General features: G+C 51.8%; 12 protein-coding genes. 5 read left to right on the top strand and 7 right to left on the bottom strand.

Annotated elements, in window-relative coordinates; translation table 11 throughout:
- Entirely contained in the window at positions 1–1,803 is a 1,803-nt protein-coding gene (gene atzF / locus TOLA_RS14845) for an allophanate hydrolase (protein WP_015879936.1), read from the top strand.
- A 58-nt stretch (positions 1,804–1,861) separates the two neighbouring features.
- Here the strand turns inward: atzF and TOLA_RS14840 are convergent, their stop codons facing one another.
- Positions 1,862–2,788, bottom strand: a complete 927-nt coding sequence (locus TOLA_RS14840) for a LysR family transcriptional regulator (protein ID WP_015879935.1) — start codon at positions 2,786–2,788, stop codon at positions 1,862–1,864.
- Between the two features lie 155 nt (positions 2,789–2,943).
- Between TOLA_RS14840 and uidA (TOLA_RS14835) the strand changes: the two genes are divergently transcribed.
- Together uidA (TOLA_RS14835) and uidB (TOLA_RS14830) are read left to right on the top strand one after the other, a co-directional pair.
- Entirely contained in the window at positions 2,944–4,758 is a 1,815-nt protein-coding gene (gene uidA, locus TOLA_RS14835) for a beta-glucuronidase (RefSeq protein WP_015879934.1), read from the top strand.
- A 2-nt stretch (positions 4,759–4,760) separates the two neighbouring features.
- Positions 4,761–6,116, top strand: coding sequence for a glucuronide transporter (gene uidB, locus TOLA_RS14830; protein ID WP_015879933.1), 1,356 nt, complete (start codon positions 4,761–4,763; stop codon positions 6,114–6,116).
- 67 nt (positions 6,117–6,183) lie between these two features.
- Here the strand turns inward: uidB (TOLA_RS14830) and TOLA_RS14825 are convergent, their stop codons facing one another.
- The 4 genes from TOLA_RS14825 to uidB (TOLA_RS14810) all read right to left on the bottom strand — a co-directional run bounded on the left by TOLA_RS14825 (position 6,184) and on the right by uidB (TOLA_RS14810) (position 9,624).
- Positions 6,184–6,837, bottom strand: a complete 654-nt coding sequence (locus TOLA_RS14825; protein ID WP_015879932.1) for a hypothetical protein — start codon at positions 6,835–6,837, stop codon at positions 6,184–6,186.
- 12 nt (positions 6,838–6,849) lie between these two features.
- On the bottom strand, positions 6,850–7,578 hold the full coding sequence (locus TOLA_RS14820; RefSeq protein ID WP_015879931.1) for a HupE/UreJ family protein: 729 nt from the start codon (positions 7,576–7,578) through the stop codon (positions 6,850–6,852).
- Positions 7,579–7,651: 73 nt separating this feature from the next.
- Positions 7,652–8,017: a hypothetical protein gene (locus TOLA_RS14815; protein WP_015879930.1), complete on the bottom strand. Its 366-nt coding sequence runs from the start codon at positions 8,015–8,017 to the stop codon at positions 7,652–7,654.
- Positions 8,018–8,202: 185 nt separating this feature from the next.
- Positions 8,203–9,624: a glucuronide transporter gene (gene uidB, locus TOLA_RS14810; protein ID WP_015879929.1), complete on the bottom strand. Its 1,422-nt coding sequence runs from the start codon at positions 9,622–9,624 to the stop codon at positions 8,203–8,205.
- A gap of 692 nt (positions 9,625–10,316) precedes the next feature.
- Here uidB (TOLA_RS14810) and uidC point away from each other — a divergent pair.
- Both uidC and uidA (TOLA_RS14800) read left to right on the top strand, forming a co-directional pair.
- Complete coding sequence (gene uidC, locus TOLA_RS14805; RefSeq protein WP_015879928.1) at positions 10,317–11,606, top strand: glucuronide uptake porin UidC; 1,290 nt, start codon at positions 10,317–10,319, stop codon at positions 11,604–11,606.
- Between the two features lie 76 nt (positions 11,607–11,682).
- Positions 11,683–13,362 carry a beta-glucuronidase gene (gene uidA / locus TOLA_RS14800; RefSeq protein ID WP_245534217.1) on the top strand — a complete coding sequence of 560 codons (1,680 nt, stop codon included), beginning with the start codon at positions 11,683–11,685 and terminating at the stop codon, positions 13,360–13,362.
- A 250-nt stretch (positions 13,363–13,612) separates the two neighbouring features.
- Here uidA (TOLA_RS14800) and TOLA_RS14795 read toward each other — a convergent pair whose 3' ends face one another.
- A complete protein-coding gene (locus tag TOLA_RS14795) occupies positions 13,613–14,356 on the bottom strand; it encodes a TRAP transporter large permease (RefSeq protein WP_281054829.1) in 744 nt (247 codons plus the stop codon).
- A 105-nt stretch (positions 14,357–14,461) separates the two neighbouring features.
- A complete protein-coding gene (locus TOLA_RS14790) occupies positions 14,462–15,199 on the bottom strand; it encodes an FCD domain-containing protein (RefSeq protein ID WP_015879927.1) in 738 nt (245 codons plus the stop codon).

The raw sequence follows: 15,199 nt of genomic DNA, 5'->3' as shown, positions 1-15,199 counted from the left end.
ATGACGCAACCGATGACCATCAGTGCCATTCATGACGCATATCGCCGCGGGGAACTGACCCCGCATCAGTTAGTACACCGCTGTCTGCAGCAGGCGCAGGCGGACGAACGCCATGTCTGGATCTCGCTGCTTTCCAGCGAACAGCTACAATCGTATCTTGACGGGCTGGAAGGACATTCGCCGGACGATCTGCCCCTGTTCGGCATTCCGTTTGCGATCAAGGACAACATCGATCTGGCCGGGCTGCCGACGACCGCGGCGTGTCCGGATTTTGCCTATCAGCCGCCGGCATCAGCCTTTGTGGTGCAGCAATTGATTGCAGCCGGTGCCATTCCGCTGGGTAAAACCAACCTCGATCAGTTTGCAACCGGGCTGGTGGGCGTGCGCAGCCCATATGGTGCATGTCAGAACAGTATTGATCCGGACTATATCTCCGGTGGCTCCAGCTCCGGTTCGGCGGTGGCGGTGGCGACCAGTCAGGTCTGTTTTTCACTGGGCACCGATACCGCCGGTTCAGGTCGGGTACCGGCAGCGTTTAACAATATTCTCGGCTTAAAAGGCACCAAAGGGCGCATCAGTTGTTCTGGCGTGGTGCCGGCCTGCAAGAGCCTGGATTGCGTGACCATCTTTGCACAGACCGCGGCGGATCTGGCGGCGGTCTGGCCGATTGCGGCGCAGTTTGATCCGCAGGATCCGTTTGCACGGGAAGCGCAGACGGCAAAACCAATTCCAGCTCAGTTCCGCTTTGGTGTTCCGGCGCAAGACCAACTGAAGTTTTTCGGCGATGAAGCAGCGGAAGTCCTGTTTTGGCAATCCGTCAGAACATTGGAGGCTTTGGGTGGCAAGGCCATCACCGTTGATCTTGAACCTTTCCTACAGGCCGCGCGTCTGCTGTATGAAGGTCCGTGGGTGGCGGAGCGGTTGGCGGCGATTAAGGATTTCTTCCGCGCCGATCCCGGCCGTTGTCTGCCGGTGATTCAGACCATTGTCGGGGGTGCTGAGTCGCGCAGTGCCGTGGAGGCCTATGAAGCATTGTATGAGTTGCAACGCCTGAAACGAATTGCCGATGCCGAGCTGGCGAAGGTAGATCTGATTGTCACGCCGACCACCGGTACGATTTATAAAATTCAGGATGTGAAAGTGGATCCGATCCAGCTCAACAGCAATCTCGGTTATTACACCAACTTTATGAATCTGCTGGATTACAGCGCGATCGCCTTACCTGCCGGTTTCCGTACCGGTGGCGACAAGCAGAATTTACCGTTCGGGATCACGCTGTTTGCACCGGCCTTTCAGGATGACGTACTGCTGGCATTGGGCGATCAGTGGCAACGACAGCTGGCATTACCGCTGGGCGCGGGTCATCAGCCATTACCTGCCAATACCCCCGTGGTTGTCATGCCGCAGGCAGATACGATTGATGTGGTGGTGTGCGGAGCGCATCTTTCCGGTCTGCCGCTGAACTGGCAGCTGACGGAACGCCATGCAGTCTTGGTGCAGACCACCACCACGGCAGCTTGTTACCGCATGTATGCACTGGCGGGCGGGCCGCCGTATCGTCCGGGGCTGATCCGTGATGAACAAGTCGGCAAGGCGATTGAGGTGGAAGTGTGGCGTGTACCGGCAGCAGAGTTCGGCTCCTTTGTCGCCGGCATTCCGGCACCACTGGGTATTGGCAAGGTACAACTGGCTGATGGCAGCCGGGTGTCCGGATTTATTTGTGAACCGTACGGCATTGCCGGCGCCGAAGAGATCACCGCGCTGGGTGGCTGGCGGCATTATATGCGCCGGAAAAACGCATAACGAAATGGGATCAGGAAGAATAGCGCCGGGGCGGTGAACCCGGCGTTATTTCCCCGAATCATGCCTGAACTGAAATACTCTCCCGCAACATCCGTTCATTCTCCCGGCGATACTCGTGCACCACCTGCAGCAGTTCGCGCAGCAGCGGGGATGCTTCATCTTTCAGATAGAAGCAGTTCAGTTCCATAAAGATTTCGCGGGTCTCTTTCAGCGGACGGAACACCAGCCCCGGGATCTGCAGGGTGGCTACGGATGCCGGAATGAGTGCCACGCCATGCTGACTGCTGGCGAGGGTGACCAGTCCGGTAATGACATCGGTTGCTTCGTTCACCAGCCGGGGTTCAAAGCCATGTGCCCGGCAGAGGTTGAGCGCGGCATTCACGGTCAGGGTGTTCAGCGCAGCCGGCATCGACATTGGTTCATTTCTCAGATCTTCTATCGAAACAATTTCTTTTGCCGCCAGCGGATGATTCTGTTTAAAGGCAACGATCAGCGGCTCCTGCGAGACCAGTTCGACCGCCAGGTCGGTATCTTCCGGCCGGTAGCGATCGAACGCGATCAGGACACGCCGCTGGCGTAACGCCTCGAGCTGAATCGAACGGTGCGCGTTATGCAGGCGGATCTCCACATCCGGATGTTTTTCGGAAAAGATCGACAGCAGTGCGGGGATGGTATTCAGCGAGGCCGAGCCATAGACCCCGACATCAAGAATGCCGATTTGTCCTTTCGCGGCAAGCTGTGCCCGCTCGGTCGCCTGTTTCACCAGTGCCAGAATATTCATCGCATCGCGTTGCAGCGTTTCGCCGGCCTGGGTCAGTTCCACCCCCTTGGCGGTACGCCGGAACAGCAGGACACCCAGCTCTTCTTCCAGCGTCTGGATCTGGCGGGTCAGCGGCGGTTGCGAGCGGTGCAGGCGCTCTGCAGCACGGCCAAAATTCTGTTCTTCTGCTACTGCAATGAAGTATTTCAGCTGCCGGATATCCATGGCGACTCCCATATAAAAAAGGTATTACAGCTAACGAATAATGAATTGGAAAGTATGGCTCAGCTGGGCGAATCTTACACAAACGGGCGGGGTAAGAAAGTATGACGTTATCTGGCCTATAGTTATTTGAGACGTATATCACTAAGGAGCCTAAAGTGCTGAAGCCTGTAGAGAATCAGTTCCGGGAGCGCAAATCACTGAACGGTTTGTGGCAATTTGCTGTTGATCGTGCGGCGGAAGGGCGTCAGCAACAGTGGTGGCTGCAACCATTGCCGGCGGCGCGGGAGATCCCGGTGCCTGCCAGCTATAACGACATTTTTCCGGAAGCCGAAATCCGCGATCACGTCGGTGATGTCTGGTATCAGACCGAAACCTTTATTCCGGCCGGCTGGAAAGATCAGCGCATTGTGCTGCGCTTTGATGCCGCTACCCATCGTGGCACCGTGTGGGTGAACGATGTGCTGGTGATGGATCATCAGGGTGGTTATACCCCGTTTGAAGCGGATATCAGCGCCTATGTACAGGCCGGTAAATCCTGCCGTCTGACCGTCTGCGTCAACAACGTACTGAGCTGGGACACCATCCCGCCGGGACAGGTGCTGACACAGCCGGATGGCCGTCTGAAACAGCAGTATTTCCATGATTTCTTTAACTATGCCGGTCTGCACCGTTCCGTCTGGTTATATGCCACGGCGAAAGCCCACATCCAGGACGTTACCGTGGTCACCGAATACGATGGCCGTGACGGGGTAGTGGACTATTCGGTGGTAACCACCGGTACCGGTTCGGTCAGCGTGCGTTTGACCGACGCGGCCGGCAAAGAAGTTGCTTCCGCGAGCGGCGACAGCGGCCGTCTGAATGTCGGGAATGCAACCCCGTGGCAGCCGGGCAAAGCCTATCTGTACACCCTGACGGTCCAGTTCACCGGTGAACAGGGTACCGGCGATGCCTATTCACTGGCGGTGGGTATCCGTTCTGTGAAGGTGGAAGGTAAACGCTTCCTGATCAACGGCGAGCCGTTCTATTTCACCGGGTTCGGTAAACACGAGGACAGCGACCTGCGCGGTAAAGCGCATGACGACGTGATGATGGTGCATGATTTCGAGCTGATGAACTGGATCGGCGCCAACTCGTTCCGTACCTCGCATTATCCGTATGCCGAAGAGGTGCTCGACTATGCGGATCGTCACGGCATCGTGGTGATCAACGAAACTGCCGCCGTGGGCCTGAACATGGTGATCGGCAAGACCCTGAATCCGCAGGTGGTGGAACCGAAAGAGCTGTATTCGGAAGAAGGGATCTCCAACGCGACCCAACAGGCGCATCTGGCCGCGATCAGCGAACTGATTGCCCGCGATAAAAACCATCCGTGTGTGGTGGCGTGGAGTATCACCAACGAACCTGACAGCAGCCCGGACAACGCCTATGCTTACTTTAAGCCGCTGGTGGATGAGACCCGCCGTCTGGATCCGAGCCGTCCGGTGACCTATGCCAGCGTGATGTTCGTGAATGCGGAAAAAGACAAGATCGCGGCGCTGTTTGATGTGATCTGTCTGAACCGTTATTTCGGCTGGTACACCGATGCCGGTGATCTGAAAGCAGCGGAACGCATGCTGGAAGCCGATCTGCGAGCCTGGGAAGAAAAATACGGCGTACCGCTGATCATCACCGAATACGGTGCAGATACCATGAATGGCCTGCGCTCTGTGGTGCCGTCCATGTGGACCGAGGAATTCCAGATCGAGTTCCTCAATATGTATCACCGGGTATTTGATCGTGTGGAAGCGGTGGTAGGTGAGCAGGTATGGAACTTTGCTGACTTTGCGACCTCACAAGGCATCATTCGTGTCGGTGGCAACAAGAAAGGGATCTTCACCCGTGATCGTCGTCCGAAATCCAGTGCCTATGCGTTGCGTAAACGCTGGACCGCGATGTCAGCGACACATAAGAAGGATCTCTTCGGAGGTTAAAAATGAACGAGGTGCGTCCGTTAACCTGGAGAAACGTGATTGGTTTCGGTCTCGGTGATGTGGCGAATAACTTTGCGTTCGCAATGGGCGCATTGTTCCTGCTGAACTACTACACCGATGTCGCCGGGATCAGCGCCGCTGCCGCCGGCACCATGCTGGCCGCGGTACGTATCTACGATGCCGTCATGGATATCGTGGCCGGTCGTGTTATCGACCGCACATCAACTCGTTGGGGGCGTTTTCGCCCCTTTCTTCTATGGGGCTCCCTGCCACTGATGCTGCTGAGCGTCGCGGTGTTCTCGGTGCCGGCCAGCTGGGATGCGACCGACAAGCTGATCTATGCCTATGTCACCTACGCTTTGCTCGGTACCGCCTATTCCTTTGTCAATATTCCGTATGGTTCACTGGCCACCGTGATGACGCAGCAGCCGCGTGAGCGTGCCATGCTGGGCGCATCGCGGACCATCATGGCCGCACTGACCTTCTCGTTTCTGGCGCTGGTGCTGGGGCCGGTGGTGCGCAGTGTGTCTGGTGCCGAATTACAGACCCGGCTGACGCAATTCACGCTGATTCTGGCGGTGATGGGGCTGGGATTTTATTTCTTCTGTTTCCGTAGCACCCGCGAAGTAGTCGAACGCGATGTGGAACGTCCGGCGCTGAAAGAAAGCGTCGGCACCCTGTTCAGTAACCAGCCACTGCTGATCCTGTGTCTGATTGCGCTGTGTGTGCTGATTGGCTATTTTTCGATGAGTGCCTCGGCGATGTATTTCGCCCGCTATGTCCTCGGTGATCCGAAACAGTTCGTCAGTATTATCGTGATCACCAGTCTGTTCGGTACCTTGGTCTCGGCCCCGCTGGTGCCGATGATGGTGGGCCGGATTGGCAAGAAGAAGACCTTTCTGTTCGGGCTCAGCATGGGTGTGCTGGGCTTTCTGTCGCTGTATTTTGCGCCGGCCAGCAGCAAGATCTGGATCTTCTTCTCCCTGTCGGTAGCGGCGGTGGGGGTGATGATCCCGATGACGGTAATGTGGGCGCTGGAAGCCGATACCGTGGAATACGGGGAATGGAAAACCGGCATCCGTATCGAAGGGCTGACCTACTCCTTCTTCTCCTTTACCCGCAAATGCGGTCAGGCACTGGGCGGTTCGATCCCAGCGTTCCTGCTGGCGGCCAGTGGTTATATTCCGAATGCGGCGGAACAGAGTGCCGGTGCGTTACTCAGTATTCAGCAGGGCATTGCGCTGGTGCCGGCCATTGCCTTTATGCTGGCGTTTATTCTGATGCTGTTTTATCCGCTGACCGATCAACGCCATGCGGAACTGGTGCAGGAAATCAAAGATCGGCGTCTGCGCAGATAACCGGTAAATCCATGGGTAAAGCACCAAACGGTGCCAGCCTCAGAACATGAGACTGGCACTGTAGCTATCAGAGTACGCGCTTGATGTTTGCGTATTCGCCTTGTGTTTTAAGCGTAATGGTGACGGTTTTATCAGAGCGATTACGCCAGAACCAACCATGCTTACCATCAAACTCCGCAATTAAAGTGCCGGAATCATCGCCAATAGAGCGCCCTTTTCCGTAACCATAGTAGAACCCTTTCGGCGCATTGATTGGATCGCCGTGAGCATCGTAGTTCACTTTACCGCCGTTAGCTGTCCAGTAATATTTCACTGTCTGGCCTTTTTGCATCTGCATTTTCACTTCAGCACCCTGGTTGGGCTTCAGCTCGATCACTTGCTGATCACGGCGGATAGCAAGCGCACTGTTATCTGAAACGGAAACCGGCGTATCAATAACCGTTGCCGGGACAACTTGTACTGATTCTGATGATGAAGCTATTTCTGAACCGGATTTCAGAGCATCTTCCGGCTCCTGTTCGGCCTTTATCTGCGCTTTCACTTCCCCCACCTGAGTCAGACCCAGCAGGCGTCCGGCACCAGTAATATCAATCGCAAACTCAGCGGGCATCACGACCGTTACTAATAAGAAAATAGCAGAGATAAATGCAAGCGCTGTAGAACGCAGCAGTTGCTGATGCGTTGGTAAATCATCGAGCGATGGCTGTTTTGAGTTAAACATGAAAATAATTCCTTACGATGTGACAATCAGACCGGTAATTTGATAAGCCATGAGCAGAAAACCAGCACTCATCATGACCACGTTGGTTGAGTAGGCAAATCGCCAGAATGAAGCGGTTTTCCGCCAGTATCCCATCAGAATGAGGATCAGGCTCAACGCAATCAACTGACCGAACTCGACACCAACATTGAACGCAATCAGGTTGGTGACGAGACCATCCGGAGATATTTCGTAATCAAGAATTTTGGTTGCCAGACCAAAACCGTGGATCAGCCCGAACAGCAGCGTGGCCACTTTGGTATTCGGCTGATAACCAAACCAGCGCTGGAATGCCCCGATGTTATCCAGTGCCTTATAAACGACCGACAGTCCAATGATGGCATCGATGATATAGGCGTTGATGCTGATTTGGGTGAGTACGCCCAGCAGCAACGTGACTGAATGCCCGAGGGCAAAGAGGGAAACGTAGAGCCCGACATCCTTGAGCCGGTAAAGAAAGAAAATAACGCCAAACAGAAACAGTAAATGGTCATAGCCCGTTACCATGTGCTTTGCGCCAAGGTAGATAAAGGGAATGATCATGACGCCACTACTTTCCTGAATAAAACCTTTATCGCCTTCTGCAACACCATGGGCGAATGCATCTGGCAGGAACATAAAAATAAAGGCAAACAGCAGACACAGGCTTAATTTTCGTACAGAAATGTTGTACGAACAGCCAGATAACAGCATTTGAATCATGCTTATCCTCGTTGTAACAATGTAGTTTTCGCTAAAAGCGAGCCAAAACCTGACGCTAAGAGTTCAGTGTCAGTTAAGCAGTTACATCACGCGGAGGTTTGTCGTGCGGGAATACAGGGGCTTCAGGAATAAAATACTGGGAACGATCTCGTTTTTTATCGAGTAATTCCAGTGACTGAAAACCAGCTTGATCAGGCATAAAGAAGGATTCATGCCAATGATCTTTCGTATGGTGATTATGAGAGTGTTCGGTAAGAGACTCGGCTAACGTACTCTTCATATCGTCGCTGGACGATCTGGGATCATTAGCGGTCTGAGCAGTATCTGCAGGGGTAATAAAGTCGGTATTGGTGAGTGGGGACAGCGCATGCCCATGGAAAGCCCAGGACAGCAACATCATCAGCAAGAGCGTTTTCAGGGCAAAAACGTTGCGCTTCATGAATACAGGCATTCCACTCAAAAACGATGAACGATAAAAGAAGAGCGCGGATGATAAACGAATGAAAAATCAATGTCACGCTGTTGCAGATCTGTCTGGCGTAAAATAACGGCCCAATAAAAAGCCCCGATGGTATGGCTACCTATCGGGGCGCTGCGTGAAGAATTTTTTCTTTTTAGCGGGTATCAGGCAATTTCCGTTGCCGCCTGACCGACAGAAACCCCGGCTTTGCTGGTGGCTTTCGCGCTACCGGTACCGTTAGCACGACGCTCCTGAATTTCTTTTACCAGCTCGGCGTGACGTTTGTCCGTCAGTGGATAGAACAGCATCAGGATAAAGGCGATGGCGAAAGCAGCAGCCGGAACCAGCGCGATAGCCTGCTGAATACCCTGTAAGGCGTTTTCACTCTGCGTTGCAGCATTCGGGATATAACCGCTGCCTGCCAGCAGGAAGGCCGGAATTGAACCCCCCAGTGCCTGTCCGCATTTGCGGGTAAAGGAGAAAAAGGAGTAGGTCAGCCCTTCGATACGGATACCGGTTTTCCATTCGCCGTATTCCACAGTATCGGCTTCCAGGGCCCACATCACGGTCATGGACATCATCACGCCGACAGAACCCAGGCCCAGTGAGAAGTAAATCATGCCAAGGCTGGTAGTCGGTGACAGGAACAGCGAGGTGAAACCAGCCGCCCCCAGACCCAGACCCAGCAGGAACGCGTTTTTCTTGCCGAAGCGGCCAACCAGTGCCGGTACCAGTGGTGCAGCAATCAGTGTACCGACCAGAGAGATGATGACGATCATGGTCACAAACAGTTTGGCATCACCCAGCACATAACGGGCGTAGTACATGGCAGAAGCCGCCAGGGCGAAGTAACCGATCAGCACACACAGTGCCACCAGACACAGCATCATCAGCGGACGGTTGCCAAACAGCGTGCCCACGCTTTCTTTCAGCGCCGGGCTTTCAATATCGCGTTGTACAACTTCGCGGGTGCTCTTGAAGCAGAGGAAATACAGTACCAGACCGGCGACGGCCAGGATCAGCGTGAACTGCGTCAGCTGCGCCTGCAGCTCGGCACCGGAAACACTGCGCACTACCGGGCCCAGCACCAGTGCCAGGAAAACGAAGGTCAGCGACGCCATGATGGTACGGGAAGCGCCGAGACGGGCACGTTCACGCGGCTGCTGTGTCATCACCGTGGCCAGCGAACCGTAAGGAATATTGACGAACGAATACGCGGTACCCAGCAGGGCATAGGTGACATAGGCGTAGATCAGCTTTTCAGTCGCATCCCAGCCGGCCGGTACGGAAAATACCGCCACACTCAGCAACATCAGCGGAATCGCACCCCAGATCAGGAACGGACGGAAGCGGCCCCAGCGGGTGGACGTGCGGTCGATAACACGGCCGGCCACGATATCCATCACCGCATCGTAAATACGTACGGCGGCCAGCATGGTGCCCGCAGCGGCGGCACTGATACCGGCGACATCGGTGTAGTAGTTCAGCAGAAACAGTGCACCCATCGCGAACGCAAAGTTATTGGCGACATCACCGAGGCCGAAGCCAAGGACGTTTCTCCAGGTTAAAGGGCGGACGTTACTCATGTTTACCTCTCGGGATCTGAATTTTGTATGTTGTCGTGTTGGTATTTATTTCACGTTCTTTAATTCTTTTAATTAGAATTCAGCGTTTGTTTTGAATCCCCCCGGAAAAAACAAACGCTGAACTCTACACACATTAAAATTCGCTTATTAACGTTATATTTGCCAATTCAATATTTATTAGCCTCAATACGTTTTTTGTATAGCGAATCATGAGATGGCGTATTTATGTTTCCTTTGAATCTTTTTGTGGGGCTGCGTGGATTTACAATCTGAAAAAATCAATATTTTTGGTGTTAAATTTTGGTACAATAAGAAATAAAAGTATTATATTTTTTAGTGAGGGTTATTTCCCTGGTTTTGATGATCACGCTCACAAATATATAAACAGTCTTTAGTCAGCATATTGACTGTACAGAGATATAACAGGTAATTTTTGACTCGTATTCACGTTCTTAAATTCTATCCCCCCATTATGAAATGCGTGTGACATCTTTATTTCGCACTCATTTTGTACCTGTGTGTTAAAACAAAATCAACATTGGCTCCGGATGAGGTTTGTCGCTGACGAATCGGCTCCAACGTTAATTTTTTATATTTTTTCTAATAAAGATTCATGCACATTTCTGATGCGGAACCTCATCAGAAATGTCTGTGATATCGCGCACTCACAAAAAACAACAACTGAGGTTTATATGTCTCATAAGAAAAAAACAGCTCTGCTATTAGGTGTATTGCCTCTGGCACTGATGGCGGCACAGGCAACCGCGGCGGAAGTTAAATCTGAATCAGCCGCGTCAAAATTAATTGCCGATTCCTCACTGAATCTGAAATTGGTGAATGAATACCGTAATGCGGATAAACCCAGTGCCAAAGCGCCTTTCGGGCCGGAAATAGATGCCTGGACCCAGGGTTTTATGTTTGATTTCAAATCCGGAAAAATTGCCGATGTGGTTGGCGTGGAAAGTAATCTCTACCGCATTCAGAAATTAAGCGCCGATCCGGATAAATCAACACGCTGGTATCTGGATGATCACGACAGTTTTAATATCGCCGGTGCGGCTGCAGTATTTGATTTTGCCAGCTGGGCACAATTTAAAGTCGGCCGGTTTGGTACCGATGCCGGTTATGGCAGCCTGAAATATCCGGTTCCGCTGATTCACTCCGCTTCACAACGCGTTGTACCTCGCATGGCGGAAGGTGCTTTGTGGCAGGGTGATTTTGATAAGCTGCATCTGTACGCCATGTATGCCAAGGCCTATGCCGGTGGTTTTTATACCGACTGGCTCGATGAATATGCCTACAACAAAGAAGAAGAACCGCGCTATAACCTGGCCGGAGTCTGGGATACCGGCCCGCTGCAGTTAATGCTGGGTGCACAGCATCAGCAAGACACCATGAACCAGTATATGGGCCGCGGCAGCTATACCTGGGATGCCGGCAGTAATGCCAAAATGAAAGCCGAAGCGTTAGGTCTGTATGCCAATACGATTGGCGCAGCCAAGGATGCTCTCGATGTCAAAGGGCTGGATGATACCTATCTGGCGACCGCAAAACTCTCTTATATCTTTGATAAAACGACATTATTTGCATCGGCTGGTCAGACTGGCGATAAGCTGCCGCTCAACGCACTGCGTCTGGATACCGATTATACTTTCCCGTTTGATCTGAGTATCGATCGTAACCATCAGGACATGTTATCCCTGCAGGCCGGGGTGAACTACAACATTCTGCCGACCACCACACTGGGTGTGGCACTGCTGACCACCGACGGTTATGAAGACTACACCAAAGCCGTGGCGATTGAAGGCAAGTCGGTGAACTTCTCGGTGATGCACGCAGTGGATTCAGGTCCGTTAAAAGGCCTGAAAGCACTGGCGATTCTGAATAAAGCGAAAGAATACCGTGAAGGCAGTGCGCTGGGTGACACGTTAAATTATTACGACGTCAAACTGAAAGTAAGTTATGACATTCCCGTGTTCTGATTAATGGCGAGAAATTAATTATTACCATCCCGCATTATTTATTAATGCGGGATTTTTTATTATTGGAGTTGTAACTATGTTATATCCTGTTAATACAGAAAGTCGTGGTGTTATTGATCTTAATGGAATGTGGAAATTTAAATTAGACCATGGAAATGGTATTGAAGATAAATGGTATGAGAGCGGATTGAGCGATGCGTTAAATATGGCCGTACCGGCTTCCTATAATGATATCGGTGTCTCAGGTGAAATCCGGAATCATGTTGGCTGGGTCTGGTATGAGCGTGAATTTACCATTCCGACGTATTTAACCAATCAGCGGATCATGTTGCGTTTCGGGTCAGTGACACATATGGCCAAAGTCTACGTGAACGGTGTAATGGTTACTGAACATAAAGGGGGTTTTTTACCGTTTGAAGCCGAAATTAACCGTTATCTGAGCGGCGGGAAAAACCGCATCACCGTCGCGGCGAATAATATTGTCGATGAAACGACGTTACCGGTGGGTATTTATAAAGAGGAAGAAGTTGCCGGACTGGGCAAGGTCGTGCGTAACAGCCCTAATTTTGACTTCTTCAACTATGCGGGTATCCATCGTCCGGTGAAGATCTACACCACCCCGTATACCTATATCAGCGATGTTACCGTGGTCACCGATTACGACGGCACGACAGGCCGCGTGGATTATCAGATCAAGCACACCGGTGAACAGGTTCAGATCCAGGTCAGCGTGCTGGATGAAAACAACCAGGTGGTTGCCAGCGGGGAAGGGGCGGCCGGGATGCTGCTGATCGACAATGTCCGCTTGTGGCAGCCACGGAATGCGTATCTCTACACACTGCGTGTTGTCCTGATCCGGGATGCGGTGTTTATTGATGCCTATGAACAGCCCTTCGGTGTCAGAACTGTTGCGGTCAAAAACGGCCAGTTTCTTATTAATAATCAGCCTTTTTATTTTAAAGGCTTTGGCAAACACGAAGATTCCGCCATTCATGGACGGGGTTTCGATGAAGCGGCCAACGTCATGGATTTCCAGCTGATGCGCTGGATTGGTGCCAACTCATTCCGCACTGCCCATTATCCTTATTCCGAAGAACTGATGCGTCTGGCTGATCGTGAAGGGATCGTTGTCATTGACGAGACACCGGCGGTGGGTCTGCACCTTAATTTTGCTGCCACGTTCTTTGGCGGCGGTGAAAAGCGCAATACCTGGGAACATATCGGTACTTATGAGCACCACTATGAAGTGGTCAGAGATCTGATTGCCCGTGATAAAAACCATCCCTGTGTGGTGATGTGGTCGATTGCCAACGAAGCAGCGTCAGAAGAAGAGGGCGCTTATGAATATTTCAAACCTCTGGTGGCATTAGCGAAAGACCTTGATCCGCAATCACGCCCAATCACGATAGTGGTACACCTGTTTGCCACACCGGAGACCGATAAAGTCGCGGAGCTGGTCGATGTGCTGGCTCTGAACCGTTACTACGGCTGGTATCTGCAAAGCGGCGATCTGGCCGTAGCAAAAGTGAAACTGCGTGAAGAGCTGCAGGGCTGGACGAAACGCTGCCCTGGTAAACCAATTATGACGACCGAATATGGTGCCGATACCGTGGCGGGTTTGCATGATGTTGATCCGGTGATGTTTACCGAAGAATTTCAGGTGGAATATCTGCGCGCCAATCACGAAGTGTTCGATGAATTTGCGCATTTCGTTGGTGAACAGGTATGGAACTTTGCGGATTTCGCGACCAGCTAAGGCATTCTGCGGGTGCAGGGTAACAAGAAAGGGGTATTCACCCGTGATCGCAAGCCAAAAATGGCGGCGCATGCGCTGCGTAAACGCTGGCTGAACATACCTGATTTCGGCTACAAAGGTTAATCCGGTTACCGTCTCTTTCCATCTTTTGACCCGCTTCCTGTAAGCGGGTTTTTTATGCACGGGATTTCTCGTTCATAAAAAAACCGGGAGCACTGGCTCCCGGTCTGGTATGGAACGTCTGGTCTGATTAGCCAAGCAGCAGGTTCGGCAGGAACAGACTGAGTTGCGGAATGTACGTTACCAGCATCAGCGTAATGAACAGCACCACAAAGAACGGGATCAACTGCACGATGACTTTATCGATGGAAACTTTACCGACAGAACAACCGATAAACAGCGCACTACCGACCGGTGGTGTCAGAATACCGATACACAGGTTGAATACCATCATGATACCGAAGTGCACCGGATCCATGCCCATTTCCTGCGCGATAGGCCAGAAGATTGGGGTGAAGATCAGTACCGCCGGGGTCATATCCATGAAGATACCGACGATCAGCAGGGTGATGTTGATAATCAGCAGAATCACCAGCGGATTCTCAGACACGCCCAGAATGGCATCGCTGATCATATAAGGAATATCCGCATTCGCCATGGCCCAGGACATACCCATCGAGCAGCCGATCAGCAGCAGCACTACCGAGGTCGTCACCGCAGAATCCAGGATGATTTTCGGCAGATCGCGGAGTTTCACCTGACGGTAAACAATCACCGCGAGGAACAGGGTATACACAATCGCAATGGCAGATGCTTCAGTGGCAGTGAAAAGACCAGAGATGATGCCACCCATGATGATCACGATCAGAAACAGTGATGGTACTGCATCCCAGGCGGTTTTCATGATCTGAGCCCAGGTTGTACGTTCTGCTACCGGATAACCGCGACGTTTCGCGATCAGACCGGCCACTACCATCACGCCAATACCCATCAGAATGCCGGGTACATGGCAACGCCCCAGTGCTGGTTATACCGGGGCGTATAATATCTAGCTGGTGGTTAAGTCTATTTCAGTGACAGCAAGCAATCTAAAACTCAATTATGCTGTAACAGGATAGGATGCGAATAGGTAACCATCGAACTCTGGCGAATCAATATCCGATAGAGCCATGAGTTTTTGTTTCACATTCTCCAAATGTGTCCACATGGCGCGTTTTGCTGCTAGAGAGTCTTTTTTCTGGAGTGCGCTCAGTATCGCTAAATGGTCTTGAAGCCAAGCTTCGCGATATTCGAGACCTGAAATGCGTTCATGTAATTGCTGCCACATTGGGTTGTTTTCGCGACTGGTCCAAGAAAGTGACCATAGTTCGACGAGCATATTATTGTGTGTGGCTTCTGCTATTGCTTTATGGAATAACATATCGCCATTTTCACCTTCACCACTGGCTAGTTCTTTCTTTTCCGTTTCGAGTGCTGCACGCATTTTATGAATATCTGTAGGCGTCACTTGTAATGCTGCAAATTCTGCAATATTACTTTCAAGCAATTGACGTGCTTGTAATAACTCGAACGGACCCATCACGATTTTAGGTTCAGTTTCCGATTCGATTTCAGGCAAGGCAATCACATAAATACCTGAACCCTTACGCACCTCAACATAACCCTCTATTTCGAGCATAATCAATGCTTCACGGACGACAGAACGGCCCACACCAATTTGTTCACAAATGTCGCGTTCCGGCGGTAATCTTGTGCCAATAGCGTATTTTCCAGAGGCTAATTCCTCTTTTAGATATTCACCGACTTCGCGATACTGACGTTTTACTTCAACATTCAT

Origin of the sequence: Tolumonas auensis DSM 9187 (assembly GCF_000023065.1) — a bacterium.
GTDB classification, from domain to species: Bacteria; Pseudomonadota; Gammaproteobacteria; order Enterobacterales; family Aeromonadaceae; genus Tolumonas; species Tolumonas auensis.
Note: the sequence above shows the minus strand (reverse complement) of the source record. Positions and strands in the feature narration are given on the sequence as shown.

What these genes read in the sequence shown, in the direction of transcription:
- atzF (WP_015879936.1), top strand. Translation starts at nt 1, where the DNA reads ATGACGCAACCGATGACCATCAGTGCCATTCATGACGCATATCGCCGC.
- TOLA_RS14840 (WP_015879935.1), bottom strand. Translation starts at nt 2,788, where the DNA reads ATGGATATCCGGCAGCTGAAATACTTCATTGCAGTAGCAGAAGAACAG.
- uidB (WP_015879933.1), top strand. Translation starts at nt 4,761, where the DNA reads ATGAACGAGGTGCGTCCGTTAACCTGGAGAAACGTGATTGGTTTCGGT.
- TOLA_RS14825 (WP_015879932.1), bottom strand. Translation starts at nt 6,837, where the DNA reads ATGTTTAACTCAAAACAGCCATCGCTCGATGATTTACCAACGCATCAG.
- TOLA_RS14820 (WP_015879931.1), bottom strand. Translation starts at nt 7,578, where the DNA reads ATGATTCAAATGCTGTTATCTGGCTGTTCGTACAACATTTCTGTACGA.
- TOLA_RS14815 (WP_015879930.1), bottom strand. Translation starts at nt 8,017, where the DNA reads ATGAAGCGCAACGTTTTTGCCCTGAAAACGCTCTTGCTGATGATGTTG.
- uidB (WP_015879929.1), bottom strand. Translation starts at nt 9,624, where the DNA reads ATGAGTAACGTCCGCCCTTTAACCTGGAGAAACGTCCTTGGCTTCGGC.
- uidC (WP_015879928.1), top strand. Translation starts at nt 10,317, where the DNA reads ATGTCTCATAAGAAAAAAACAGCTCTGCTATTAGGTGTATTGCCTCTG.
- uidA (WP_245534217.1), top strand. Translation starts at nt 11,683, where the DNA reads ATGTTATATCCTGTTAATACAGAAAGTCGTGGTGTTATTGATCTTAAT.
- TOLA_RS14790 (WP_015879927.1), bottom strand. Translation starts at nt 15,199, where the DNA reads ATGAATGTTGAAGTAAAACGTCAGTATCGCGAAGTCGGTGAATATCTA.